Raw genomic sequence first — 23,878 nt, forward strand, 5'->3', positions numbered from 1 at the left:
TATAGGAAAACGGAGAGGGCTGCGGGGCTTGCCCCGCCGACCGCACTTCTCCTACACACCCGCGGTTGGAGGATCGATCCAGCCTCTGAACCTGCGAACGGCGGGCACGGCAAGGCACACAGCAGCACGAGCCACAGCAGCACGCGACCATCCACACGCCGCTACCGACCGACGACAGCAGAACTCAACCACCGAGCAACAGATCCGGAACTGCACTACCGCCCAACAGCACGACAACAACTCAAGCCCACACACGCGGGCCACGCCAACGTCACAGCGGAACGCCACAGCGAACCGGACAACGGCCACAGACCACGTACACCGGCAAGGCAACACGACATCAACCAGCACACGATCTTTACCCTGAATCGAGCGCAGCTCGATCCGCACTTGGGGACGCGCGAAGCGTCGTCCCCCAACCGCAACCACCCACTACCAGTTACCAACCCACACACCAACCACCCACACACCCCACCAACCACCCACCACCTACTGCTCACCCGCCCTGCCCTGCCCACACCACACCCCAACCCCGATCACATAAGCGAAGCGTGATTGGGGTTGGGGTGTGGTGTGGGCTGCCTTGGGCAGGGCGGGTGAGCAGCCACAACGTGGTCTAAATCCCGGTCGAAAACCCGAACTAAAACCCGCGCAACTGCGGCGGGTTTTAGGCGGGTTCTCGGCGCATTTTGTCAGTCGCTTCCGGGGCCGCAGTCTTTCTTCACTGCTCGCTTTGGACCCTGGCTGGCCAGGGCCAGAGCGGGACCCGGTTTGGGTTGCGCCTGGCGGTCTAGTCGCGCTGGGGCGTCCCCCTCCCCGGCGTCATCCTCCTTTAGGGATGGCCTGCCTGGTCAAGGTCGTTCGTCCGGTAGGGCGCTCCACCTTGACCAGGCAGGCCATCCCCAGGGTCTGTCACCGGTGAGGGGGACGCCCCCGGTGTGAGGCGAGCCCTCGAACACAGCGGGGCCGGCTACAGCAGCGTGGCGGCGTCCTCGAACGCCGGGCCGTTGCGGTGTTTGGCGCAGCGGCCGCCGCCGGTGGCGTTGGTGCACCGCTGGCCGTTCTTCTTCACCGCGCCGCACTGCACTTCCGGGTCGTGGACATGGCAGAGGCCGGATGGTCGGGCGTTGATGGGGCAGGGGTGACCCTTGCGCGTCGAAGCGCGGCACAGTCGCGCCTCGCCACGCGCGCCTGCGGTCTCCATCGCCGGCCGTACGATGGCGCCCTGGCGCTCAGTCGCCTCGTTCGATGCGTCCGTCGGCGGATACTGCGATGCGGCGCGCGAGTACAGCCGGCGGCCTCCGATGCGGCTCACCGTGGTCGGTACCCGTACCACGCCGATAGACGGAGGAACGATCCACGTTTTGGCGTCGGCCCAGCGCACCCAGACCGCGACCGCACCGGCGTCGGCCTCGCACAACAGTTTGCGCGCCGACCACTGCTTGTCCGTACGGTCGATCTCCACCGCTATCGGCGGGCCGTCGAGACGCTCGCACACCACATCGAGATAGCCGGGCCGGTCCGGATGCGCGCCGGGAAGCCCGGCGATGCTCGGCACCTCGCGCCGCACTCTCCATCCGTGGTCAACGCCCCATTCGACCACTCTGCGCGTCAGCTCTGCGGTGACCCGCACGGCCGACCAGTCGGTGAACGACAACGGCAGCACGTACTTGGCGAGAGACTCCGCCGCTCTCTGCGCCCGCACCGCGACATCCATATCCGTGACTTTACGACTACCCACCGACACAATCCGGGATTGCCCGCGATGGTCGGCTGTCGGCAAGCAGAACGCCCGCCGGCCGCTGCTGCGGCGTCGGCGGGCGTTCCCGGGCTGTGTCGGTTCAGAGGTGGGCTGCAGTCCTGCTAGAAGAGGATCGGGCCATGTGGCACGGGATTGTCGCCGCCCGGGTGGGCGTCGGTGTCGGCCTGCTTCGCCTCGGCGGTCGGCAGTGCGGCTGCTACCCGCGCTGACTCGATCGCCTCCACGGCCGCGTGCACGGCTGGCACGGACGGCAGCCGGAACGACAGCCGTGACAGGGCCGCGGCCACCTTCGCGTACCGGCCCGCGGAGATCAGCACGAACTCGCCCACGCCGAGCGTACGCAGCATCTGCGGGTTCACCTTGAACGCGTGCTGGCGGCGGGCCACGCCCTGGCTCTTGAGCGTGTTGTCGGTGTCGTAGTCGGCGCCGCCTTCGGTGACCCGCTCGGTGCCGGCCAGCTTCGCCACCGGCTCGGCCTGCTCGCTCTGCCGGTAGGTCATCACCACAGCGTTGGTGGACAGCGCCGACCAGGTGTGCCCGCCACCGAAGCCGGTCGGGTCCTGCGCCGTCAACACGCTGTAGGCGCCCGCGTCGCGGTTGCGTTCCACCTGGTTGACGAACTCGCGGCCGATCACCGGGTCACCCGAGACCGCCCCGGCCTCCTCGATCACGATGACGACCGGCTTCGGCTGCCCGTCCGGGCCGACCTGACGACGCCGCGGATCGACGAGGTAGGCGCCGAAATCGCGCAGGATCAGCCGCATCAGCGCCGTGGCGGCCTCGGGCCGGCTGACCGTCGGCAGCTCGATGCACGCGATGTCGGTGTCTTCGAACGACCAGCCGCCGGCGGATGCGGGGCCGATCCAGCCGCGCAGGTGGATCGCCATCGACGCGTAGCGCATCAGCGCGCCACCGAGGTCGGTGTAGTTGAACGCCTCGACCAGCTCGGCCACCCGCGGGTCCGATGACTTCTTCGCCAGGTTCGCCAGCCGGCCCCGCACGAGCGAGTACACCAGGTCCGGCAGCGCATCGACCTTGCGATCCTGCTCGGCGTTCAACTCCAGCGCTAGCGCGACCAGTGTGTTCGCCACTGCGGCCCAGTACCGGTCGCCCCACTCCTCGATGCGGATCAGCCGGTCGCGGACCTCGGCCAGGTCACCGCGCATCGGATCGTAGGGCGCCGTCCGGGCGGTCAGCGCCCGGAACCGCAAACGGTGCTCGGCGGCAGCCGCGGCCAGCCGCGGCGCCACCGACTTGCGCGTCGACGGTGGCTCCTTGCAGGTCAGGTAGATCACCTGCCGGCCGTGGCGGGCAGCCCACTCCGCGATCGTCAACGCGGTCTCGGTCTTGCCTAACCCGGTCGCCCCCAGGATCAGCAGGTGCCGGTTGTTCGGGCTGTTCATCGGCAGCCGCACCCGCCCATGCACCCGCCACGCGCCGCGCAGATCGCCGCGCTGGAAACGACCGACGATCGGGCCGCGTCCGTCGCCGATCTCGACGGCCAGGGGCCGCGCGATGACAGCGACCGGGCGGCGCCCGGTATGCCGGGCGCGCTGCGCGAGGTGCGTGACGACCAGGCGGCGGCGCTCCTCGCACAACCGGCGGTGCTCGCGCTCGTCCGCCCCGTCGAACGGCGACCGCTCCCGATGCGCCTGCGTGCCCAGCCACAGCACGCCACCCAGCGCCGGCCCGAGGGTCAGGCCGATGCCGACGACTGTCGTCCACTCACCGGCGCTGGCGGGTCGGTCGGACAGCCGCACCAGGTGCGCGCCGATGTGCAGCCACGCCGTCCAGTAGCTCAGCGTCCCCATGGCCCACCAGGTCGCCGCCGCGCCCACTGCGACTACGAGAGCGGCGACCAGCCGATCCGACCACCGACGGCGCAGGACTAGGTACGCCAGCCCGGTGGCCAGCGCCCCGACCGGAAGTGCGAGCGCGAACAGCACGCCGCACGTCCAGCGGAACCCGCGCATCACGCCACCTCCCGCGGGATGTCGATGATCGACAGGGCGCCGATCCGGTCGGGGCTGACCTGACGATGCGCGAGGGTTGCTCGTGCGTTGCGCTCGGCTGCGGCGACCGCGTTGCGGACCTCGTTGCCCGCCACCGCGTACAAGGTCACCTCGTAGTTGGTCAGCAGCTCCTCGACGATCCGGGCCAGCCGCGCTGGCGACTTGGCGCTGCGCTCGACCTCGACCGCGACGCGGGTGCCGCGCTCGTAGGTGGCCACACCGTCCGGGACGTGTACCGCCTCGCGTCCGGCCTGCCCGCGGCGGGCAAGACCCAACGCGTCGAGATCCGAGCGGAACGCCCGCTCGGACTCCCATGCAGTCAGCCGGCCGAGCGACGGTGACCGTCGCCCCTCCAGCACCAGCCGCAGCCGAGAGACCTCGCACTGGTGGAACGCCGTCACCGTTGCGGTCTCCCGGAAGCTGTCCACGCCTACCAGGCCGGCACCCGCGCGGGTCAGCCTGACGATCCGCGGAACACCGTTGACCAGCCTGCGCGCGTCGGCGTAGCCGGCCCGCTGCCAGCGGCCGACCATGCCCTGCAGCCGCCGCAGGGATGGCCGACGCCCGGCCGCCGTCCACGGGGTACCCGGCACCTGCGCCGCGAGCGCGGCAAGATCGTCCTCATAGATGGCCTTCATGTCCGCCAGCCAGCGGAACACCGCCACGTCCCGCTCGGTAAGCCGGACCTGTCCGGCGTCCGACCGGGGCCGGCGAGCCGGCTTGACCGACCCGCCCTCTCCGTCGCACCTGGCGCACCGGTTGACCTCCGGCGCCATGGGCGCCGACGCGCCGCAGCCGCGGCATTCGCGCCACACGTGGGTTTCTTGGCTGGTCACGTGCGCCATGTCGGCGAGGTTGGTCATTTCGTCACCTCCGCCGACAGGGCGCGGATGCGGCTGCCCAGTTCGACCAGGCACACCGAGGCGACCACGACCAGGCCGTCCACGGTGAGCGGGATCAGGTAGGGGCTGGCGCCGGTCTCGCCGTAGCGGGCGATCACGTCGGCCATGTGCCAGTAGGACACCCACGCCGCGATCCCGGCGATCACCGCCGTGGCGGCGAACCGCAGCACCGACAGCTCTCGGCGGTGCACCGGCACTCGGGAGATCAGCTCGATCGTGGCCAGCAGCGCCAGCGGCGGCCACGCGGCGATGGTCTGGCTGATCGGGTTGTCGTGCGCGTGCAGGACGTTGGCCACCGTGGACGCGACCACACCCAGGCCAAGGGTGGCGCGCACGCCCCACCGGATCCGGGTGTGCTGCACCAGCGTCGCCAGCGTCAGCGCCGTGTCCCGCGGCGTCACGGTGTCGCCGGAGTCCTGATCCCGGCCGGGGTCGGTCTGGGAGTGCTCTTGCTCTGGCGTCTCCTCGTCGGTCTGCGGTGCCTGGTCTGCCGGCGTGTTCGGCGCTTCGAGTATCTCGATGTGCTCGGGTTCTGCCGGGTTCGGGTCGTCGGCAGGTACGGCAGTTTCGGCAGAAACGGCAAGATCGTTTCGGACCTCGGTCATCCGTTCGCGGCCCCAGCGTTCGCTGCGGCCGAACGCCTCGCCCAGCTCGTGGGCGGTCATCGGCATGCCGGCGGTGACGCTTTCGCCGTACATGACGCGGGCGGCGTGCCGCCGCGCCTCGATCGGCAGCGCTCTGCGCGCTGCGGCGGCTTCCTGTTCTGCGACAGCTGTCTGCTGGCTCACTGGTGACCTCTCCTGACTGATTGATGGGGGAGGTCGGGGCGACTGCTACTCGTCCCGACCTTGTGCATGCGTGGGGTCAGGCCCCCGGCCGGCGGACGATGCGCTGCCGGCAGGTGGAGTTGGATCAGGCGGGCCGGGTCAGGTCTGCGAACATGGTTGTCTCTCCTGGTCTGAGGAAGGACCGAGTGGGAGCCGGAGCGCGACCGAGGGCCGCGAAACCATGAGGTCGCGCTCCGGGCGAAGTCACCGGCCGTGCTTGCGGCTGAGCAGCCGCTTGATCGGGCCTTCGGTGAAGCTGTGCACGCTGTACTCGTCGTAGCCGCGCAGGTGCCGGGGCAGGGTGGTCTCCACGATCTGCGGCTTGCCGTTCCTGCCGAGGCGGTGGCCGTACTCACGCTTGGCCATCAGCGTCGACCCTCCTTGGCCAGGCGCTTGCCCGCACGGTCCAGGACCTGCCGCTGCGCTTGCGGGGACATCAGTCCTGCCGCGGCAGCCGCGGTCTTCTTGTCGCCTCGACGCAGCGCGGCCGCGGCAGTCTTCGCCAGCTCGGTGTCGTTGGTCGCCATCAGTTCTTGTCCTTCCGCTCGTTGTTCTTGTCGCGCTCGTCAAGGCGCTGCAGCCCTTCCCGGGCCGCTGTGCGCAGCTCGGCCAGCGCCGCGTACCACTGCGGCGTTCCGGCCTTCGGGTGATCTGCCATCAGCGGTGTCCTCTCCCGCCGCAGTCAGCGCACAGGCGGGTGCCGGAGCAGCCGTCGCAGGCGACGTACTTGCCGGCCCACCACGTCTTGCCGGAGCCGTTGCAAGTACGGCAGGTGGCGCTGCCTCGGCAGGTACGGCAGGGTTCCTTGGTGGCCATCAGGGATCTCCTTCCTGGCGCCGATCTGGCGGCCACCGCACGGAAACCGTTGCGAAGTAACGGTTTCCGTGCGGAAGCGGTCAGCGTCAGCGGTAGCGGCGTCGGAGTCGCTCGGCGGCGGCCTGGTGCAGTTCGGCGCGGGCCTGTTCGTTGCGGTCGAGGCGGGTTTGCAGTTCATCGCGGGTTGTGCGCCCGGCGCGGCAGCCGGTGTCACGCGCGGGTGTCCGGGCGGCCATCAGCGGGCCTTGCGGGCGGCTTGGGCGGCGCGGCGCTCGTCGGCCTGCCGCTGGGCTTCGCGCTCGGTGGCGAGGCGCTGGGCGCGGTTGCGGTCGATGGTTTCTTGACGCTGCAGGTGCAGGTGCCGATCGGACTTGATGGGGGTCTCTCCTGACGGGTGAAGCTGGAAGGGGAGACCGGGGCGCGGCCAGGGTTTGCAGGCCTTGTGGTCGCGCTCCGGGTTACTGCCGAGACGTGTTGCTGATGCCGGGGCGGCGACTACTAGGCGTCCCGAACACCACGGAAAATCACTCGTGATCCGTTGGCGGTGATCCCGAGGCCGGCCGCGACTTCGGCGCATTCTTCAGCTGAGATCCCGATCGGTCGGTCCCTGCCGGCGGCGACGTCCGCCGCGTAGAGCTCGCGCTGCCCCTGAGCCCACCGGCGCCAACAGGCGGCGGCCTCCTGCACGGTCACACCCATGGCGGCCGCGATGCTGACCCGGTCGGCGCCCGCGAGCGCCGCACGGTGGGTCTGCGTGGGAAGCCACTGCGTCGCCAGTGGGCCAGCGCCGCCATGGTGGCCAGTTCCTCAATCTCTGCGTCCGCAGCGCGCCCGACCTCGCCAACGGAGTCCGCCCACCGCCGCGAGAGCGCGTACGCGCCGACCCTGCAGGCGTCCTCGAAGGTCTGTATCCGAACGTCAGACATCACTGGTATCTCCTCAAAAAGCAGGGTCAGAACAGAGGCGTCTCTTCGAAGCCGTCCGGCATCGCCGGTCGCGGCTTGGCCTTGACCTGTACGACGCCGTGTGCGGCGCCCGGGTCGGTGCGGCGGATGTTGTCGACGTGGATACGGTGCTCGGCCTGGCCGACTTGCACGACGGCGTACAGGCTGGCGCGCTCGGTGCGCACGACGGTGGCGCGGGGCTGCTGCCAGCAGACGGCCGGCGACGTGAGGGTTCTCGGGTGCAGCCACACGGTGTCGCCGGGACGCAGCTCACCGCGGACCCGTCGGTACGCCACCGCCTCCGGCCTCTGCTCGCTGGCGGGCTCCGGCTGGGCGCATGCGGTGCAGGGGCACACCCAACGGCACGGCGTCCCAGTCGTCCGGACCGCGGCGAGCGCGGACCCGCGACGGCCGACGATGTGCGTGTGCGCCTCGAGCGGCGGCCGGTTGTGGAAGCCGACCCGGGTGGTGCACTTGTCGTGTTGGCCCATGCCGCAGTGCCCGCACCGGCCGTACTGGCAGGCGCACATCCGCACCAGGTCGAGTCCGCCGCAACTCTTGAGATAGGTCTTGGTCAGCACGCGTCCGGCGATCCGGTCCGCGACCTCGGCCCGGATTAGCGTCGCAGTGGTCATGGTGCTCACCTCCCTCGTCGTCGGCGCGAGGCCGGGCCGACTGCTACTCGGCCCGACCCCCGCGGCAGCTCACTGGCCGTCGCTGCGGTGGTGCCCTCCGGTCGGCGGGATCGTCTCCGCGGTGTTGGCCTGCGCCTCGGCGGCCTCGTACTCGGCGCGGCGCCGCTCCCGACGCTCGGCGGCTTCCCGGTCACGGCGCCGGTTGGCGTCGTCGTCGATCCAGCCCCAACGGTTGGTGAGTCGCATGTCCTTGCTCCCTCGGCTTGTGCGGCAGCGGCCGCGAGTGACGAATCGGTTTGCTAGCGCCCGTAGGGCGGGGCGGTGGCTCTGCCTCCGCCGTAATGGCGACCCACTCCGCCCCGAGAGGCTCGCGGTCAAGGGATCAGGCCGAAGGATCTTGGACGAGCGCAGCGGCCCGAAGGGCGGCCAAGATCCTTCGGACCCCTTGACCGGGAGACGGGGCGGAGTAGCCAGGGCGCTAGCCCAGAAGAAACGGCTGCCGCTTGCGGCAGCTCGACAAAGAAGTCTTGGCCCTGCCCCGGCCTTGAGGGGCAAGCCCGACCACCACGGTGCTGTGCCGCCCGATCACCGACAGACCGTCGTCCATCCGTGGCGGCCGTGAGACGATAAGCGTTCGGGGTTCGGGCCGGCTGCTACCTGGTCCGACCCCCGGCCTATGCCACCGGAAAACCCGCCCGACGACGCTGACGGCGTCGAGCAGCGACGAGAATCGCGTCGCCATAGGCGTACAATTCGGCGTCGCTGAAGCAGGCCAGCTCATCGCGATAGACCGCCCCCGGCGGCGGCCCGAACTCTGCCGTCGCGCTGCGAACCGTGGTCCACGCCTTGCCAGACACCAGCTTGTATAGAAGGCCGATCATCAGTCGACCCTCACTTCCGGCCGCGCTCGACGTACTGCCGATCCGAGCGCAGCATCACCAAGAGGAAGCCGACCAGGAACGCCACCGCACCCGCGATCACCAGGTCAGCCGAGATGGCGATTCGGTCCATCACCAGGACGACTACCACCGTCGCCACCACACCGCCGGCGGCTGCTTCGACCACGCGCATCAGCGGTCCCTCCTTGAGGTCGCAGCCATCGGCAGGTCCGCTTGGGCCCATGCGGCGGCATTGACAGCGCCGTTCTCCGAGACAGCGGCGTTTACGAGTTCCTCAAGCACACGGGACGGCACGATGAGCCGGCCTCGAATCCGAATCGCGGGGAACTCGCCGGCCTTGATGGCTCGGTACAGCGTCATCTCGGACATACCGAGGGCGCGAGCTGTCTCGGCCACGCTGAGGAACTTCGGTAGACCGGCTGCGGAGCGTCCTACACTGGACATGCGTCAACTCCCTTAGACCTGGGTGGACTGGCGTACCTGGCTCCGGCGGTTGCAGCCGCGGGAGCCGTCTTCGACGGCCGCTCGGTGTTGCTGCACCGGCGGCCGTCGTTCTTTCTGTCCCAGCCTCAACTGGTGCGCACCAGTCTATCGAACTGGTGCGCACCAGCGTCAAGGTTGGCGAGTGCCAGATGCTTGCGGAGGCTGCAGTTGTTCGCTGCACCAAGGAAACGCCGAGCGAGGCTGCCCCGGTAGCCAACAGGGGTTAACGCCGCTGCGTTAACCCCTGACGACTTCAGAACTTGCAGCTACAGAGGCATGCTGAAGTCGACAACAGTCAATCGATGAGCACGGCAGGTGGTCAGTGAGACTCCGAGAGGCACGTCATGCAAAGCGCTGGTCCCAGGCCCGACTCGTACGCGAGATTGAAGAGTACGCGCGGCGCAAGGACCTCGACATAGCCTCGAAGTCGAGCCTGCACGTCTACGTTTCCGAGTGGGAGAACGGCCGCCGACCCCTCAGTTCCAAGTACGCCGCGATTCTCCGCGCCCTCCTCGGATGGACCGACGCGGAACTGCAGGCTGACACCACCTCGACGGCCGGCACGCTCGTCGACGGCTACGAAGAGCTTCTACTGAGGATTGAGTCAGCCCGCACAGTCGGCACATCGATCGTGCAGACGGTGACTCAACAGACGGAGCTACTGCGCACCATGGATCGGCAGCTAGGAGCGGCCGCGCTGGTCGACCAAGTGCACGCGCACCTCGGCCACCTCCAAGAGACGCTCGCGTTCGCTGTTCTTCCAGAAGCCCGTCGGCCGTTAGCCCTCGCACTCGCCGAAGCGGCCTCCATGGCGGCATGGCAGGCACTCGACGTTGGCGCGGCCGACCGAGCATGGCGCCATTACGAGTTGGCGAAAAGCGCAGCTCGGGAGGCGGACTCCGCCGCGCACCTGGCGCACTCCATGGGCGAGCAGTCGTATGTACTCGCAGATGCCGGCAAGCCCGACCTGGCAGCCCAACTCATCGCCGAAGCCCAACGGGTCGGCGGAAAGCAGATTTCGCCTCGGCTTACCGCATGGCTCCACGCCGCGGAAGCAGAGTTGTACGCGTTGGCGGGCATGACGGACGACTGCCGCCGGGCCATCGATCGAGCGGCTGCCGTGCTTCCCGCAGGGCCGGAAGACAGGGATGCTGACTTCCGCAGCGTCTTCTTGAACGAGGCGCACCTCACGCGCTGGCGCGGCCACTCGCTCGCCCTGCTCGGCGACGAGAGAGCCACGGCCGACCTCCAAGTCGCGCTCGAAGCCATGGACGGCACGTTCATCCGAGCGCAGGCCGGACTGCGTTGTGATCTCGCGCAGGCGTACCTCGTACGACGCGAGATGGACCAGGCGCGAGCACAGCTACGGGAAGCGCGGTCTCTGGCGACCCGGACCGGTTCCATTCGGCACCGTCAGCGGGTCGAGCGGCTCATACAGCGGATGTGACGCTCGGCTTCCCGAACGCGAGCACGTGCAACAGCGCAACCAGCGTGCCCGAACCGGCCAGCTCCCCGCGGGCCATCATGTCGCGCACCTTGGCGAGCGGCACCCACTCGATACGTCCAGCCTCCTCGATCTCGGTCGGCTCGCCTACATACGTGGCCCCGGTGCCGGCGAAGACCTCATGCGGCGAATCAACCATGCCAATCATCGGCTCGAACGTGGCTATCCGAGTCAGCGAAGCCGGCCGCCACCCGGTCTCTTCCTCGACCTCGCGGGCTGCCGCAGCGGCGGAGTCCTCGCCGGCCTCGACAATGCCTCCGGGGAGCTCCCAACCCCATCGATCAGGCACGAAGCGGTACCGCCACATCATCAGTACGCGGTCCTGGTCGTCGATCACCGCCGCAATGGCGACACGCTGAAGATGCACAACGTGGTGTTCGAACCGCTTGGTTCCCGGCGGCTCAACGTCGACGAGTGTCAGTCGAACCCAGGGGTTGTCGTAAATCGTGCGCTCGCCATGGATCCGCCAGGGCTGGAGGTCACTCGCGTCGTCCATGCCGAGAACGCTACCGGGACTGCTCGCAGACGAAGTAGCCGCGGCCGTGCTCCGATCGGATGAGTCCTTCGGCGGCCAACCTTGCCAGCACAAGCCGGACTGTCGTGCGGCCAGCGCTTAGTTCGGCGGCCAACTGCCGTTCCGAGGGAAGGCGCGCGCCAGGGCCGTACTCGCCCGCGCTGATCCAGCCACGAACGGTGTTCTCCACGTTCGCGGTGACCTCACCCATCGGCCGAGCTCCGCACTCCGACTCCCGCCTTCGATCAATGGTGCGCACCAGTCTAGGCGCTCAGCACGGTAACGGGCGACGAGGGCCGCGCTAGCTGCTTGTCGGCTCTTCTGCGGCAAGCCACTCGCGACGCCAACGCCGGCCAACACTCGGATCAACATTGGCGAATGTCGCCACTTCCGCGCCAGTCGGCAACGTTCCTGCCCGGCGCGCGGTCACCCACCATTCGAAAGCGGCGCTCTTCGCCGCTCGCGGCGCTGGCGGTCGACGCGGAGATCGAGCAGTCGACGACGTCGAGCCCGAATCAACAGCGGTCGGACGTTCCGGCATCCGCCCAGAGAGAACCGACGCGGCACGCTGATCCGCCTCGCTCAGCCAGGCGGCGTACACGCGAAGCGTGGTCGCCCCTCCCCCGCCATGCCCCAGCCGGCCAGCCACGGTACGAATATCGGTCCCCGCCGCAATCAGTTCTGTGGCCGAGTAGTGCCGCAGTGTGTGCAAATGACTGTCGATGCCGAGACGCTTCACCAAGCGGTCGTATCTCTGCGTCATCGTGTCCGGCACCGGAAACGTGCTGCCATCTGGGGCTGCCGAGAACACGAATGCCATCGGCGAGAGGTCGATTCCCAGCGCCTCGGCGCGCGCTTCCCAGCGGCGTTTGTGCTCGGCAAGCACCTCGGCGGTGTCGCTATCGATGACTGCGCGTCGCTGCTGGTGAGTTTTCGTATCCTTCTCCACCAGTTCGCCACTCTCACCGATCGATATCGCGCGGCGAAGGGTGACCACGTTGCTCGTGAAATCGACATGCTGCCAGCGCAGCGCACACAGCTCACCCCGCCGCGCGCCGAGCGTCATGGCGCACCAGACGAACGTCCCCCAGTCGGGATCCCGCCACGCCTCGACGACAATGCGGGACGCCTCGGCGGCCGTCGGCGGCTTGGGATCAGGATGCGGCAGCGCTGGCTTGTCGGCCTGCTCCGCGGGATTGAGAGCTATCCACTTCCACCGCACCGCCCGGTCGAACGCGCCGCTAAGGATCCAGTGAATCTGGCGAATCGTGGAAGCCGCTAAGCCCTTGCAGGCGTGTCGTCCGCACCGTTCGTCGCAATCATGCGCCCGCTGCGTCCGGTGCTGCACGTACCGTCGTCCGTCGCAGTGATCACGACACTTGCGCAGCCGCGCATAGAACGTCTCCAACAGTTCGGCGTCCACTCGGCCGACCTGGATGCTGCCGAGCATCGGCCGAATGTGCTTCTCAAGCTTCAGGACGTAGCCGCGCCGGGTGGAAGGCGCGACGTCGAGTACCTCCAGCCAGCGGTCTAGGAGCTGGTTCACCGTAGCCCGGGTCCGCGGATTGCGGCGCTCGTCTACCTGGCTGAGCAACCGCGTGCGGGCCTTCTCAGCCTCGCGGGCCGCGTTCGGCCCGGGAGAGATGATCTCAGTGAGGTCGTGCCGGCGCTTCGTCAGCGGGTCCACACCAGCGTAGACGCGCACCCGCAGGGCGCCGCTCGGAAGGGTGTCGATCGTTCCCCGCTGTCGCTGCCGGGGGACCGCCGGTCGCGTCATACGCGGAACGTTAGCAACGCTTGCGTCATGTCCCGCGTCACGAGAGCCGATCGATGGCGGACTCGCATTCCGTTGTTGCTGGTGGGGCGGGCGGGACTCGAACCCGCGACCGAGGGATTATGAGTCCCCTGCTCTAACCCACTGAGCTACCGCCCCTTACCGGCGGCGATCCTATCCCGCGGCGTCCAGCGCAAGCCAGCGATCTATCCCCGACCCGCGCCCCGTCCGTCACGCGGGGCCGGCGGACCGCCCGGCGCCTGCGAAGGCGCCCAGAGATGCCAGGACCGCTCCGGCCGTACGCCAGCCACCCGCCAGCGCTCCCTGGATCGAGGGGCTGTCGCGGTGATCGCCCGCCACGAACAGCCCGTCTCCCAGTGACACCGGTTTGCGCAGGCGAGTCTGTGGCACCGGCGCCGCGGGGAGGGCGTGGGGGATCGGCATCACACTGATCAGTTCCCAGTCGTCCGTCGGTACGCCGTACAGGCGGGCCAGTTCGACCCGGAGCACCGTCTCCGACGCACCGGAGGGGGCTGCCACGCCTACCGTCGAGGCGGCGATCAGGGACTTGCCGGCGGGAGCGTATTCGGGGGCCGCGTTCGACATGACGACCGTATTGGCCACGATCTCGCGGCGGTCGCCGTCGAGGAGCAGGGTGGGTTCGTCGATGGGGGCGTGCGGGGCGCCGAAGTAGTACGTGGTCAGGCCTCGCATGTCGGGCCTGGGCAGCATCGGCAGGAGTTCCGAGGCGGTGACCGGGTCCGTGGCCACCACCACGGCCCGGCAGCGGATCTCGCCGCCCTCGGTGATGACCCGGCCCGGCTCCACGGCGAGGGTCCGGGCGTTGACGAGAAGCTGCGGGTACGGCAGCGGCCCGGCGACGGCGGCGGGCAGCATCGCCATGCCGTTGGCCGGTACACCGATTCGTCCCCGGGCGAGCGAGCGGAGGATCATGGCGAGCACGTGGCTGGAGGTGTCCAGGGCGCGGTCGGCGAAGACCCCGGACAGGAAGGGGCGCAGCACCTCTTCGATGATGCGGTGCGACAAACCGGCCTTGCGCAACGCCTCCTGGGTGCTCATCTCCGGGGCGTGGAGCAACTTCTCCGGCGGGTACGTGGCGCAGCGCGTCGCCAGCGCCGCGAACTTCAGCCGGTCGGTGAGGGAGCCGACGCCGCTGCCGAGGGCCTGCGGCGCGGTCGTCGGGTCGCGCAGCGGGTTTTCGAGGCGGTGCAGGCGGCCGCCTCGGCGCACCAGCACGCCGGGCGTGAAGTAGCGCATGTCCAGGGCGTCGATGTCGGCGAGCGCGGGCACCCTCGGGTACGCGGTGTTGAGCACCTGGAAGCCGCGGTCGAGCCGCCACCCGTCGACGACGTCGGTGGCGACCCTGCCGCCGATGCGGTCGGCGGCCTCGACGAGCAGCCACTCGACGCCCGCACGATCCAGGCGCCGGGCAGCGGCGAGCCCGGCGAGACCGCCGCCCACGATGACGACGTCCACCTCTACCGGCTGCGACACGGGCACCTCACAGGAGGACAAACAACGCAGGCCTCAGCCTAGCCGCGGACTTTGCGCGCGGCAGGGAAAGAGCAATGCCCGAGCTGACAGTCGGCCACCCCGAGCGACAAGAGCCCACTTTCGCCGTCTGCCGCGAGACCGGGGCCCCTTCCTAGCCTCGGCAGCGGCACCATGGCGAGATTCAAGCAGGGCAGACTTGTAGCGCATCGACACCGGCGACTGGAAGGCCGCTCTCGCTGACACGGGCGACCAGGAGGCCGCCCACGCTGACACGGGCGACCGGGAAGCCGCCCACGCTGACACGGGCGACCGGGAGGCCGTCCTGTCCGCAATGGAGCCGCCACGGCGGCTCCATTGCAAGATCTCTCCGGCGAGCGTATAGACGGTCATCATGATATTCCGCGCGCGGCCCCGCGTGCCGGAGTCGCAGGGGGCCACCGCATGCGCCCGTTGTCCGCCGTCGTCCGCGCCGTACCTGTGCTCGTTGCCGTCCTGCTGGTCACGCTGACGCCGACCGGGGGCGCCGCAGCAGCGGCGCCCGTGGTGCCGGGCTCCTACTACCTGCAGAGCGTCATCACCGGTTTCAACACCGCTGCGAGCGGCGACGCCGTCCTGCAGCATCGGCCCAAGGGCGACGAGGACCACCAGCAGTGGGTGGTGCGCGCCGACGGCGCGGAGTACCAGGTGGAGAACCTCGACCTGCCCGGCCGCTGCCTCGCCCGCTCCGGCGGCGCGCCCACCATGGCCTCCTGCGCGGCGGCGGAGACCCGGTGGCAGATCACGGCGGCCCGCGACGACCAGTACGCGGTCAAGGACCCGGGCGCGGACCGCTATCTGAGCGTGGTGCCCACCGGCGACGTCTGGGCCGACGCGCTCGCCCTGGGCGCAGACGGCAGGCAGGCCCGGTGGTATCTGACGCCGCTGATGCCGCCGCGCACCCCGGTACCGGCCGACGGCGACCGCACTCTCGACCAGGTGACGTTCCTGACCGCGCACAACGCGTTCGCCAACGGCGTCGACGGCGGCTTCGCCCCGCCGATCTTCAACCTCTTCCCCAACCAGGCGCGCGGCATCGATCAGCAGCTCGCGGACGGCGTACGCGGCTTTATGTTCGACATCCACCAGACGCCCGACGGGGCGATCCTCTGCCACCACAACTGCACTCTGGTCGTGCGTCCGGTGGCGCTGTGGGTCGACCTCCAGCGCATCGTCGACTATCTGCAGGCGCACCCGTCCGAGATCGCCACGGTCTTCCTGGAGGACTACGTGCCGCCCACGGTGCTGCGTGCCGAGCTGGCACGGGTGCCCGGCCTGGCCGACATGTTGATCCGCCCGGACCTCGAGGGCGTCCGCGAGCACGGGTGGCCGCGCCTGGCCGACCTGCGCGAGCGCGACAAGCGGTTGCTGATGTTCACCGATCACAGCCGTGCCGCGGACCAGGCCGCCGGATTGACCCGGGACAGCTTCGGCGTGCAGTACCAGCGGGAGTGGACCGTCGAGAACTACTGGTCGATGGGGCCCGGCACGGGCACCTCGGACTGGTCCTGCTACAGCCGTTGGTACGGCGGCCCGGGCACGATCCCGCTCACGCACACCGAGCCGGGCTTCCGTCCGCTGTTCGTCATGAACCACTTCCGCGACGTGCCGATCCCGGCCACGAGCTCGAATGACAACGCCAAGGTGCTCAACCGGGCCGAGCGTTTCTGCACCCCGGCGGCCCGTAAGAAGCCCAACTACGTCGCGGTCGACCGGTATGACCTCGGCGGTCCGGCCGCGGCCGTCGGCCGGCTGAACACCTACGACGTCCCCTAGTTGATCGGCCAGCGCTCGCGGCGGCGCGGCGCGGGGACGGCCGGCCGCGCCTGGTTCAGCAGGTCGGCCGGGCGGCGGGAGAGCTGCTCGGGCACCGGCCACTCGGGGCGGGAGCCGGGGTGAGCCGCGGCGGCACCCGCCGGCCACTCGGAGCGGGAAGCGACGCGGGCCGCGGCGGCGACATGGGCGGTAGCGGTGGCGGCGCGGGCCGTAGCGGCGGCGTGGGCCGTGGCGGCGGCGTGGGCTGTCGCGGCGGCGTGGGCGGTCGCGGCGCCCGTGCGCACCATCCGGTGCCAGCGCAGCCGGCCGCCGAGCAGTGCCATCACGGTCGACTGGATCACGACCAGGTACATGAGCTGCCGGTAGACGATCTGCTGCAGCGGAAGGCTCCAGAGCGGCGTCCAGCGTTCGCCGTCGAGATGCAGGGCGTACGCGGCCGTGGCCACCTGGACCGCGGTGAAGCCCGTCCAGGTGGCGATGACGGTGGCCGGCTCGAGAAAGAACGCGCCGTACACGGCGTAGACGTCCACCATCGGCGCGGTGAGCGGCAGCAGGACCTGGAAGAGCAGGAGGTAGCCGAGGCCGCGCCGGCCGAGGCGGCCGGCGGGGCCGCGCTCGCGCAGCGCGTGGCGGTGCTTCCACATCGCCTGCATGGTGCCGTAGCACCAGCGGTAGCGCTGCCGCCACAACTGGCGCAGCGAGGCGGGAGCCTCGGTCCAGGCGACGGCGCGGGGTTCGTAGACGACGCGCCAGCCCGTCCGCAGCACCGCCATGGTGAAGTCGGTGTCCTCGGCCAGGGTCTGCGCCGACACCCCGCCGGCGGCGTCGACGGCCTGGCGGCGGAAGGCGCCGATCGCGCCCGGAACGGTCGGCATGCACTCGGCGACGTCGAACATGCGCCGGTCGAGATTGAAGCCGATCACGTATTCGAGGTGCTGCCAGCGGCCGAGCAGGCCGCCGCGGTTCGCCACCTTGGTGTTGCCCGAGACGGCGCCCACGCGCGGGTCGCGCAGGGGCTGCACGAGGTGGCCGATCGCGTCGGGCTCGAAGACGGTGTCGCCGTCGACCAGGACGAGGATGTCGTGCTGGGCGTACGCGATGCCGTGGTTCAGGGCCGCGGGTTTGCCGGCGTTGGGCTGGCGCAGGACGTAGACGCCGAGCAGGCCGAGGCGTTCGACGATGTCGGCGGTGCCGTCGGTGGAGCCGTCGTCGACCACGATGACCTCGACGATTGGGTAGTCGCTGCGGACCAGCGACCGTACGGTCTCCGCGATGTTGGCGGCCTCGTTGAAGGCGGGCACGATCACCGAGACCGGCCCGACGTACGCCGGCGGGCGACTCTCGCGACGCAGCCGGCGCAGGTGCAGACGGGCGCTGACGAGCTGGGCCAGCAGCCGCAGCGCGGCGAGCACCACGGCGACGAGCATGAGCAGGGTGAGGGCGTCGGCGAGCCAGCCCCCCACGGACTGGGCGGCGCGGAAGGCGTGTCCCCGCCACTGCTGCCCGGTGCTCGCCGGCGGCATCGCGGTCAGGCCGAGACCCTCCGAGACGGTGACGAAGCGGTAGCCCTTCGCCGTCAGGGCCGGGATGAGCTTGTCGAGGGCCGCGACGGTCTGCGCGCGGTCGCCGCCGGAGTCGTGCATCATCACGACCGCACCGGCCGTGCCCCGGGGACGGGCCGCGGCGGCGATGGCGTCCGCGCCCGGGCGACGCCAGTCGGCGGTGTCCAGATCGGTGAGGACAAGCAGGTAGCCGGCCTCCGCGGCGCGCCGGTGGGCGCGGTGGTCGGCCGCGGTCACGGCCGCCGGTCCCGACGAGTACGGCGGGCGCAGCAGCACCGGCCGGCGCCCGGTGGCGGCGGCCACCGCGTTGGCGGTCAGGGTGAGCTCGGCGTCGAGCCGCCAGTCCGGCAGCGTGGCGACGTCGGCGTGGGTGAAGGTGTGCACGCCGATCTCGTGGCCCTCGGCGAGCACCCGGCGCGCGATCTCGGGGTGCTCGTTGACCTGCGATCCGACCTGGAAGAACGTGGCGTGCGCCCGGTGCCGGGCCAGCACGTCGAGCACGGCCGGGGTCCAGCGGGCGTCCGGGCCGTCGTCGAAGGTCAGGGCGATGGTCTTGGCCGGCATGCCGCGGCTGCTGACGGCGGCGCCGGGGCCGAGGCGCTGGACGGCCGCGCCGCCGGTGACGGCGGCCGGCGCCGGGGCGGAGGAGGGCGTGGGCGCCGATCCGTCGCCCTCGCCGCCGACGTGCCTCACGTAGCCGTTGAGGCTCAGCTCCGCCAGCAGCACGATCAGGGCCAGTACGAGCAGGACCCAGTGGGCCCGTGGCTCCCGCCGCAGCGCGCGTTTGCCCATGTCAGTTCTTCTTCCCCGGCGGCGCCGCCGGGGTGTGGGTCGGGATCCGCCGGCGGTTGCCCAGTTCCTGTGCCGCGGCGGAGGTGCTCGCCGACGCGCCGGGCGTGGGCCTGGTGGTGGCGGTGCGGCCGGGCTCGCTCGTGGGTGCCGCCGGGACGGCGGTGCGGATGCGCGGGCTCAGGGACGGCGCCGGGGACCGTTCCGGTGCGTCACCGCGGAGCCGCTCCGTACGGGACTCCGCCCATCCCGGCAGCGACGCCGGGACGGTGCCGGTGAATCCGGCGATCAGCGCGACGGCGGCGAGGACGAGGACGAGGGCACCCGCCGAGCCGGCGAGCGCGACCACGCGGCGGCGGCGTCCGGTGCGGTCGACGAAGACCGGCTCGACGATCACTTCGGTCCTCGCGTCCTGTCCCGGCCCTCGCCGTCGCCCGGCGTGGCGGTCGGCTTGCCGGGCTGAGCGGGCTTGCCGGTGTGGTCCGGTTTGCCGTCATCGGGCTTGTCTCCCGGAACCTCCTCCGGCGCCGGGGTGGTGCTCGGTGCGCCGGCCTGAGCCGCGCAGAGGTCTGCGATGCGGTCCTCGCCACCGGCCGCGGCGATGAGGTCCCGGCGGGAGGCGGCGTTCATCGCCTTGCCGTGCGGTTCCTGCTGTGCGGCCCAGGACCGGCAGAGCCCGGGTACGGCCGGATCCGCCGACGCCGGCCCGCCGGTGGGCGACGGGCCGGGCGCCGATCGGGCGGATGTCTGGGGGGACGGCGCGGGGAGAGCCGGGGACGGGGGTCGTGCGGACGTGGTCTCGGGCGCCGGCGCGGGGACGCCGACGGCCGAGAACAGGCGGTGGGCCTGCTGCTGCGCCCCGGCGGGGAGATGCCCAGTCTCCGCCGCCAGGGCGACACCACCGCCCGCCAGGACAGCCACTCCGGCCGCCACCTTCACAGCGGCCGTCCTGACGGGCGGTGATATGCGTACACGGCGTCTTCCTCTCGGCAGGCTGGTCGTTTCAGCGTCCCGATACGCCGCCACGATCGCGGCCACCGCAGCCCGCTCGCCGGCCAGCTCCCGGGGGGAGGCGGGCGCCTTGGCGGCGTCGAGCAGAGCGGCCAGCCCACGGAGTTCGGCACCGGCGGGGTCGCCGGCCATCAGCCGGTCGGCCTCCGCCGGCCCGAGCCGGGAATTTCGCCGTGTACGCATCGCAAGAAGAAGAGCGCGCCAGCCTCCCATCGCGTTACACCTCCCTCGTACGGGTGACGAAATTTTCGTCGCCACGCGCCTGAACACGCGGATCGGCGGCAAGTTTGCGCAGGCCACGCAGGGTGGCCACGCGGACGGCGCCGGCACGCTTACCGAGCACCCGAGCGGTGGTCGCGACGTCGAGCCCGGCCACCACCCGCAGCATCACGGCCTCGGCCTGGTCCGGCGGCAGCCCGGCGATGAGCCCGATCGCCCACTCGGTGCCGGAGTGCTCCAGGGCCTGCGCGGCGGCGTCGCCCGTACGGCCGGCGTCGTCGGCGCCGAACTCGGCCGGATCCTCCCGCCTGCGCCCGGCCCGCCGCCGCTCGTCGATGCCGCGGTGCCGGGCGATCCGGAACAGCCAGCCCCGGAAGGCGGCACCATCGCCGGTGAAGCGGTGCAGGTCGCGGGCGGCCTGCAGCCAGGTCTCGGAGGCCACGTCCTCGGCGGCGTCGCCGGCCACGACCCGCAGGTAACGCAGGACGGCGGGCTGCAGGGAGCGCCACAGGGCCGTGAAACCCGCCTCGTCGCCGGCGCACGCCGCCTTCACCGCCGCGGTCAGTTCGTCGTCATCCCACACGCTTGCTCCGTCGACCCCTCACCCCGGCGCCGCTCTTCCGGGCCGGACAAGGCCAGCACGGTACACACCGCCATCGGCGTGGCGTCGCACGATAGGTCCCGCGAGTCGGAGAGATCCTGTGGGTCGAAGCCGAGGACGGCCGCACAGGGGGACGCCGTGGCACAGGCGATACAAAGCCGTGGCACAGGCGATACAAACAGGGATGCAACTGGCCGCGAACCGGCCAGGACGAGGTGGAGGAGCTCCCCCGATTGGACTCGAACCAATAACCTGCCGGTTAACAGCCGGCTGCTCTGCCAATTGAGCTACAGGGGATCACTGGGCCCGACCTCCCGCTGCGCGGGTTGTCGTGGCGACCGGGGAAACAATACATCACCCAGCGCCGGGACCGCTTGCGGGGTACCCCCGACACTCCCGGAGCGGGTCCAACCGACGGAAACGCCAACGGGGGGTATGAGCGGGCGGCAGGATGGGTATGCACCGGACCAGACGCACGCGCGTCACCGAACGGAAGGAGCCGCCATGCGCGGAAAGCTCATGTTCATCACGGGTCTCGCGGCGGGCTTCGTCCTGGGCAGCCGTGCCGGCCGGGAGAAGTACGAGGAGATCGCGGCCAACGCCAAGAAGGTGTGGGAGCACCCGACGGTGCAAGAGGCCGCCGGCGTCGCCCAGGCGCAGGCCAACAAGCTCTACACCGAGGGCAAGGACAAGCTGAACCAGTCCAAGCTCGGTGAGAAGCTGCACTCCGCCAGCAGCACGTCGTCGTCCAACTCGGGCGACCTGTCGACCTCCAGCGCGAGCTCGAACAGCACGGGCACCACGTACTGACCCGTTGCCGCATCCGGCGGCCCGGCCCATCTCCCCGTGGGCCGGGCCGCCGGCGTGTCACGAGGACGACGAGAAGGCCGCGTCGAAGGCCGCCGCGGGGGCGTCGAACGCGAGGCTGCGCACGTACCGCAGTGCCTCCGGGGCGCCGGTCAGGCGGTCCATGCCGGCGTCCTCCCACTCGATCGAGAGCGGTCCGTCGTAGCCGATCGCGTTGAGGGCCCGGAAGCAGTCCTCCCACGGCACGTCCCCGTGGCCGGTGGAGACGAAGTCCCAGCCGCGGCGCAGGTCCGCCCACGGCAGGTGGGACGACATCCGGCCGCGGCGGCCGTCGCCCGTACGGACCTTCGCGTCCTTGCAGTCGACGTGGTAGATGCGATCCCGGAACTCCAGGATGAAGTTCACCGGGTCCAGGTCCTGCCACACGAAGTGGGACGGGTCCCAGTTGAGGCCGAATGCCGGGCGGTGGCCGATCGCCTCGAGGGCGCGCCGGGTCGTCCAGTAGTCGTAGGCGATCTCGCTGGGATGGACCTCGTGCGCGAACCGGACGCCCACCTCGTCGAAGACGTCCAGGATCGGGTGCCAGCGTGCGGCGAAGTCCGCGTACCCTCGCTCGATCATGGCCGGCGGCACCGGAGGGAACATGGCCACCGTGTGCCAGATCGACGAACCGGTGAAGCCGACCACGGTCGTGACGCCGAGCCTGGCCGCCGCGCGGGCGGTGTCCTTCATCCGCTCCGCCGCCCGGGTGCGGACCCCCTCGGGGTCACCGTCGCCCCAGATCGACGCCGGCAGGATGTCCCGGTGCCGCTCGTCGATCGGATGGTCGCAGACCGCCTGGCCGACGAGATGGTTCGAGATCGCGAAGACCCGCAGGTGGTGCTTGGCGAGCTGCTCGCGCTTGCGGTCGACGTAGTCGTCCTCGGCCAGCGCCCGGTCCACCTCGAAGTGGTCGCCCCAGCAGGCGATCTCGAGGCCGTCGTACCCCCACTCGGAGGCCAGCCGGCAGACCTCGTCGAACGGCAGGTCGGCCCACTGGCCGGTGAAGAGCGTGATCGGTCGCGCCATGTCATCTCCCTGTTCGCATGCGTGACGAAGAGGGTCCCGGGCCGGGGCGAGGGTGACCGGCGGCGGCAACCGCCCGGCGGCGGGCGTCGCGGCCGCGCCGGGCCTGCGCCGCCCGGCGGGCCCGCCCGCGCCGGGGTGGGCTACCGGCTCAAACTCTAGGGAAACGCGACCCGGTCAACAAGAGAGACGGGCGCCGATCGAGGTTGCGGCGCACCCGGGGGCGAGAGTCCCAGCTCGGCGAGCGCGAGCGCGCCCTGCCATTCGATGTCCAGATACTCGGTGCCGGGCACCGCACCGGCCAGCAACTGCCGCAACCCGGAGCGCCAGATCCCGGTGGTCGCCGTCAGCGGCGCGGGCGGTTCGGATCCCCACGGTACGCGGCGAAGCACACGCCACGGCCCCGGCGGGAACTCCCGCAGCGCCTGGGCCACATCGGCGACGTAGCCTCCGTCCGGGGTGGTGACCGCGTGCGGCCGCCCGTCGTCCACATAGCGGCGCAGCGTCTCGGCGGCGGCGACCGGGTCGGCCACCTCCACCGCGGTCGCGGCCTCCACGTGGATCACCGGCACGCCCGCGCCGGTCAGCCGGTCGAGGTAGGCGGCCGGGTCCTCCCAGGTGCACGCGAGGTGCGCCAGGTCGAGGGCGACGCCGAGGCGGTCCTTGTCCACCCGCGCGAACGCGGCCGCCACGGAGGCGGAGCCGTCAAGCACCGCGCCGGGCTCGGGCCGGAAACCGACCCGCACGGCGCGGCCGGTCTGCCACGCCACCTCCGCGAGGCCGCCGGAGAGCCGGCCCAGGATGCGCGAGCAGGCCTTCTCCTTGTCTTCGTCCCAGCCCTCCCGGCGGCCCAGGCCGATGGTGCTGACGGCGCCGCGGACGGCGTCGTCGGGCAGCAGATCCACCAGGATGCGCGCGAGGTCGAGGGTGTACTCCAGACGGGCGGGACTGCTCCAGTCCGGCTGGCCGGCGTCCCCGTCCTGCTCCACGCCGGCGTCGTGCCGGGTGCCCTCGGCGCCGTCCTCCGCGCAGGCGATTCCGTTCAACGTGACGACCTCGAGCCGGCGGGCGTCGAGCTCGGCACGGAGCCGGGTGCGGGAGCGCCCGTCGATCGCGAGGGCGGCGGCGAGGGCGGGCGGTAGCCAGAGGCTCACCCCGAGGGTGTGCACGTCGTGACCGGCGCGGACCGCGGCATACGCGTCGAGCCGCTCGACGATGTCCGAAAGAGTCCGGGCGGGCCGCGGGTCGGTGCCGTGGCTCAGGTGGACGACCCGGCCCGAGTGGTGACGCAGACGCATCAGAATCCCTCCTGGAGCGGGGCGTCACCGGCGCCTCCGTGCGCGCGACGTCCCGCGTGGACCCCCCGACCGCGGGTCGTCGCGGCTGTCGCGACGGACCGGCGAGATGCCATGGCGCCTCCATCCG

Annotated in this window: 27 protein-coding genes and 2 tRNA genes; 4 read left to right on the forward strand and 25 right to left on the reverse strand. The window is 70.9% G+C overall.

The features are described from left to right. Window positions 1-970: 970 nt before the first annotated feature. The 8 genes from EDD30_RS11325 to EDD30_RS39005 all read right to left on the reverse strand — a co-directional run bounded on the left by EDD30_RS11325 (window position 971) and on the right by EDD30_RS39005 (window position 6,555). Window positions 971-1,783: a hypothetical protein gene (locus EDD30_RS11325; protein WP_143162739.1), complete on the reverse strand. Its 813-nt coding sequence runs from the start codon at window positions 1,781-1,783 to the stop codon at window positions 971-973. A gap of 80 nt (window positions 1,784-1,863) precedes the next feature. Next, on the reverse strand, window positions 1,864-3,735 hold the full coding sequence (locus tag EDD30_RS11330) for a type IV secretory system conjugative DNA transfer family protein (protein WP_071806346.1): 1,872 nt from the start codon (window positions 3,733-3,735) through the stop codon (window positions 1,864-1,866). Continuing rightward, window positions 3,735-4,637, reverse strand: a complete 903-nt coding sequence (locus EDD30_RS11335) for a hypothetical protein (protein WP_071806345.1) — start codon at window positions 4,635-4,637, stop codon at window positions 3,735-3,737. The genes EDD30_RS11330 and EDD30_RS11335 overlap by 1 nt, the downstream gene beginning before the upstream one ends. Beyond that, window positions 4,634-5,464: a DUF2637 domain-containing protein gene (locus EDD30_RS11340; RefSeq protein WP_244945204.1), complete on the reverse strand. Its 831-nt coding sequence runs from the start codon at window positions 5,462-5,464 to the stop codon at window positions 4,634-4,636. The genes EDD30_RS11335 and EDD30_RS11340 overlap by 4 nt, the downstream gene beginning before the upstream one ends. A 243-nt stretch (window positions 5,465-5,707) precedes the next feature. Further along, window positions 5,708-5,869: a hypothetical protein gene (locus tag EDD30_RS38995; RefSeq protein ID WP_170047348.1), complete on the reverse strand. Its 162-nt coding sequence runs from the start codon at window positions 5,867-5,869 to the stop codon at window positions 5,708-5,710. After that, window positions 5,869-6,030 carry a hypothetical protein gene (locus tag EDD30_RS39000; protein ID WP_170047346.1) on the reverse strand — a complete coding sequence of 54 codons (162 nt, stop codon included), beginning with the start codon at window positions 6,028-6,030 and terminating at the stop codon, window positions 5,869-5,871. The genes EDD30_RS38995 and EDD30_RS39000 overlap by 1 nt, the downstream gene beginning before the upstream one ends. After that, entirely contained in the window at window positions 6,030-6,161 is a 132-nt protein-coding gene (locus EDD30_RS41435; RefSeq protein ID WP_280526140.1) for a hypothetical protein, read from the reverse strand. Before EDD30_RS41435 ends, EDD30_RS39000 begins: the two co-directional genes overlap by 1 nt. Window positions 6,162-6,405: 244 nt before the next feature. After that, complete coding sequence (locus EDD30_RS39005) at window positions 6,406-6,555, reverse strand: hypothetical protein (RefSeq protein ID WP_170047344.1); 150 nt, start codon at window positions 6,553-6,555, stop codon at window positions 6,406-6,408. Between the two features lie 20 nt (window positions 6,556-6,575). On the opposite strand from EDD30_RS39005, the gene EDD30_RS41440 reads away from it, so the two are divergent. Beyond that, window positions 6,576-6,710 carry a hypothetical protein gene (locus EDD30_RS41440; protein ID WP_280526141.1) on the forward strand — a complete coding sequence of 45 codons (135 nt, stop codon included), beginning with the start codon at window positions 6,576-6,578 and terminating at the stop codon, window positions 6,708-6,710. 561 nt (window positions 6,711-7,271) lie between these two features. Here the strand turns inward: EDD30_RS41440 and EDD30_RS11345 are convergent. The 5 genes from EDD30_RS11345 to EDD30_RS11355 form a co-directional block, all read right to left on the reverse strand. Further along, window positions 7,272-7,898 carry a DUF6248 family natural product biosynthesis protein gene (locus EDD30_RS11345; RefSeq protein ID WP_143162738.1) on the reverse strand — a complete coding sequence of 209 codons (627 nt, stop codon included), beginning with the start codon at window positions 7,896-7,898 and terminating at the stop codon, window positions 7,272-7,274. A 69-nt stretch (window positions 7,899-7,967) separates the two neighbouring features. Next, window positions 7,968-8,144: a hypothetical protein gene (locus EDD30_RS39010; protein ID WP_170047342.1), complete on the reverse strand. Its 177-nt coding sequence runs from the start codon at window positions 8,142-8,144 to the stop codon at window positions 7,968-7,970. A 428-nt stretch (window positions 8,145-8,572) separates the two neighbouring features. After that, the gene (locus EDD30_RS38235) at window positions 8,573-8,779 is read right to left on the reverse strand and encodes a hypothetical protein (protein ID WP_143162737.1); all 207 of its coding nucleotides are present in this window, start codon (window positions 8,777-8,779) and stop codon (window positions 8,573-8,575) included. A gap of 10 nt (window positions 8,780-8,789) precedes the next feature. Next, complete coding sequence (locus EDD30_RS11350) at window positions 8,790-8,969, reverse strand: hypothetical protein (protein ID WP_071806343.1); 180 nt, start codon at window positions 8,967-8,969, stop codon at window positions 8,790-8,792. Further along, window positions 8,969-9,241: a helix-turn-helix domain-containing protein gene (locus EDD30_RS11355; protein WP_071806342.1), complete on the reverse strand. Its 273-nt coding sequence runs from the start codon at window positions 9,239-9,241 to the stop codon at window positions 8,969-8,971. The genes EDD30_RS11350 and EDD30_RS11355 overlap by 1 nt, the downstream gene beginning before the upstream one ends. 361 nt (window positions 9,242-9,602) lie before the next feature. On the opposite strand from EDD30_RS11355, the gene EDD30_RS11360 reads away from it, so the two are divergent. After that, window positions 9,603-10,727, forward strand: a complete 1,125-nt coding sequence (locus tag EDD30_RS11360; RefSeq protein ID WP_071806341.1) for an NsdA family TPR-like regulatory protein — start codon at window positions 9,603-9,605, stop codon at window positions 10,725-10,727. Here EDD30_RS11360 and EDD30_RS11365 read toward each other — a convergent pair. The 5 genes from EDD30_RS11365 to EDD30_RS11380 form a co-directional block, all read right to left on the reverse strand. Next, window positions 10,711-11,280 (reverse strand): NUDIX domain-containing protein, encoded by a 570-nt coding sequence (locus tag EDD30_RS11365; protein WP_071806340.1) that lies wholly within the window; start codon window positions 11,278-11,280, stop codon window positions 10,711-10,713. The two genes, EDD30_RS11360 and EDD30_RS11365, sit on opposite strands and share 17 nt — an antisense overlap. A 10-nt stretch (window positions 11,281-11,290) precedes the next feature. Further along, window positions 11,291-11,509, reverse strand: a complete 219-nt coding sequence (locus EDD30_RS39875; protein WP_071806339.1) for a winged helix-turn-helix domain-containing protein — start codon at window positions 11,507-11,509, stop codon at window positions 11,291-11,293. 90 nt (window positions 11,510-11,599) lie between these two features. Beyond that, entirely contained in the window at window positions 11,600-13,075 is a 1,476-nt protein-coding gene (locus tag EDD30_RS11370; RefSeq protein WP_071806338.1) for a tyrosine-type recombinase/integrase, read from the reverse strand. Between the two features lie 79 nt (window positions 13,076-13,154). Then, window positions 13,155-13,231: transfer RNA gene (locus tag EDD30_RS11375), tRNA-Ile, on the reverse strand. Between the two features lie 72 nt (window positions 13,232-13,303). Further along, window positions 13,304-14,587, reverse strand: coding sequence for an NAD(P)/FAD-dependent oxidoreductase (locus EDD30_RS11380; protein ID WP_123678229.1), 1,284 nt, complete (start codon window positions 14,585-14,587; stop codon window positions 13,304-13,306). A gap of 441 nt (window positions 14,588-15,028) precedes the next feature. Here EDD30_RS11380 and EDD30_RS11385 point away from each other — a divergent pair, with 441 nt between their 5' ends. Continuing rightward, a complete protein-coding gene (locus EDD30_RS11385; RefSeq protein WP_071809432.1) occupies window positions 15,029-16,399 on the forward strand; it encodes a PI-PLC domain-containing protein in 1,371 nt (456 codons plus the stop codon). Here EDD30_RS11385 and EDD30_RS11390 read toward each other — a convergent pair. From EDD30_RS11390 to EDD30_RS11410, 5 genes are all read right to left on the reverse strand, one after another. Further along, complete coding sequence (locus EDD30_RS11390; protein ID WP_123678230.1) at window positions 16,396-18,753, reverse strand: bifunctional polysaccharide deacetylase/glycosyltransferase family 2 protein; 2,358 nt, start codon at window positions 18,751-18,753, stop codon at window positions 16,396-16,398. The genes EDD30_RS11385 and EDD30_RS11390 overlap by 4 nt on opposite strands. Window position 18,754: 1 nt before the next feature. Next, window positions 18,755-19,147 (reverse strand): hypothetical protein, encoded by a 393-nt coding sequence (locus EDD30_RS11395; protein ID WP_123678231.1) that lies wholly within the window; start codon window positions 19,145-19,147, stop codon window positions 18,755-18,757. After that, window positions 19,144-19,944 carry a hypothetical protein gene (locus tag EDD30_RS11400; RefSeq protein ID WP_143162689.1) on the reverse strand — a complete coding sequence of 267 codons (801 nt, stop codon included), beginning with the start codon at window positions 19,942-19,944 and terminating at the stop codon, window positions 19,144-19,146. The genes EDD30_RS11395 and EDD30_RS11400 overlap by 4 nt, the downstream gene beginning before the upstream one ends. A 34-nt stretch (window positions 19,945-19,978) precedes the next feature. Further along, on the reverse strand, window positions 19,979-20,563 hold the full coding sequence (locus tag EDD30_RS11405) for an RNA polymerase sigma factor (protein WP_071805639.1): 585 nt from the start codon (window positions 20,561-20,563) through the stop codon (window positions 19,979-19,981). A 242-nt stretch (window positions 20,564-20,805) separates the two neighbouring features. Then, a tRNA-Asn gene (locus EDD30_RS11410) sits at window positions 20,806-20,878 on the reverse strand. A 207-nt stretch (window positions 20,879-21,085) separates the two neighbouring features. Here EDD30_RS11410 and EDD30_RS11415 point away from each other — a divergent pair. Continuing rightward, window positions 21,086-21,391 carry a hypothetical protein gene (locus tag EDD30_RS11415; RefSeq protein ID WP_071805638.1) on the forward strand — a complete coding sequence of 102 codons (306 nt, stop codon included), beginning with the start codon at window positions 21,086-21,088 and terminating at the stop codon, window positions 21,389-21,391. A gap of 57 nt (window positions 21,392-21,448) precedes the next feature. On the opposite strand, the gene EDD30_RS11420 is transcribed toward EDD30_RS11415, so the two are convergent. Beyond that, the gene (locus EDD30_RS11420; RefSeq protein ID WP_071805637.1) at window positions 21,449-22,456 is read right to left on the reverse strand and encodes a sugar phosphate isomerase/epimerase family protein; all 1,008 of its coding nucleotides are present in this window, start codon (window positions 22,454-22,456) and stop codon (window positions 21,449-21,451) included. Between the two features lie 155 nt (window positions 22,457-22,611). Further along, on the reverse strand, window positions 22,612-23,751 hold the full coding sequence (locus tag EDD30_RS11425) for a hypothetical protein (RefSeq protein WP_071805636.1): 1,140 nt from the start codon (window positions 23,749-23,751) through the stop codon (window positions 22,612-22,614). Window positions 23,752-23,878 lie beyond the last annotated feature (127 nt).

The organism is Couchioplanes caeruleus (genome assembly GCF_003751945.1).
Taxonomy (GTDB): domain Bacteria; phylum Actinomycetota; class Actinomycetes; order Mycobacteriales; family Micromonosporaceae; genus Actinoplanes; species Actinoplanes caeruleus.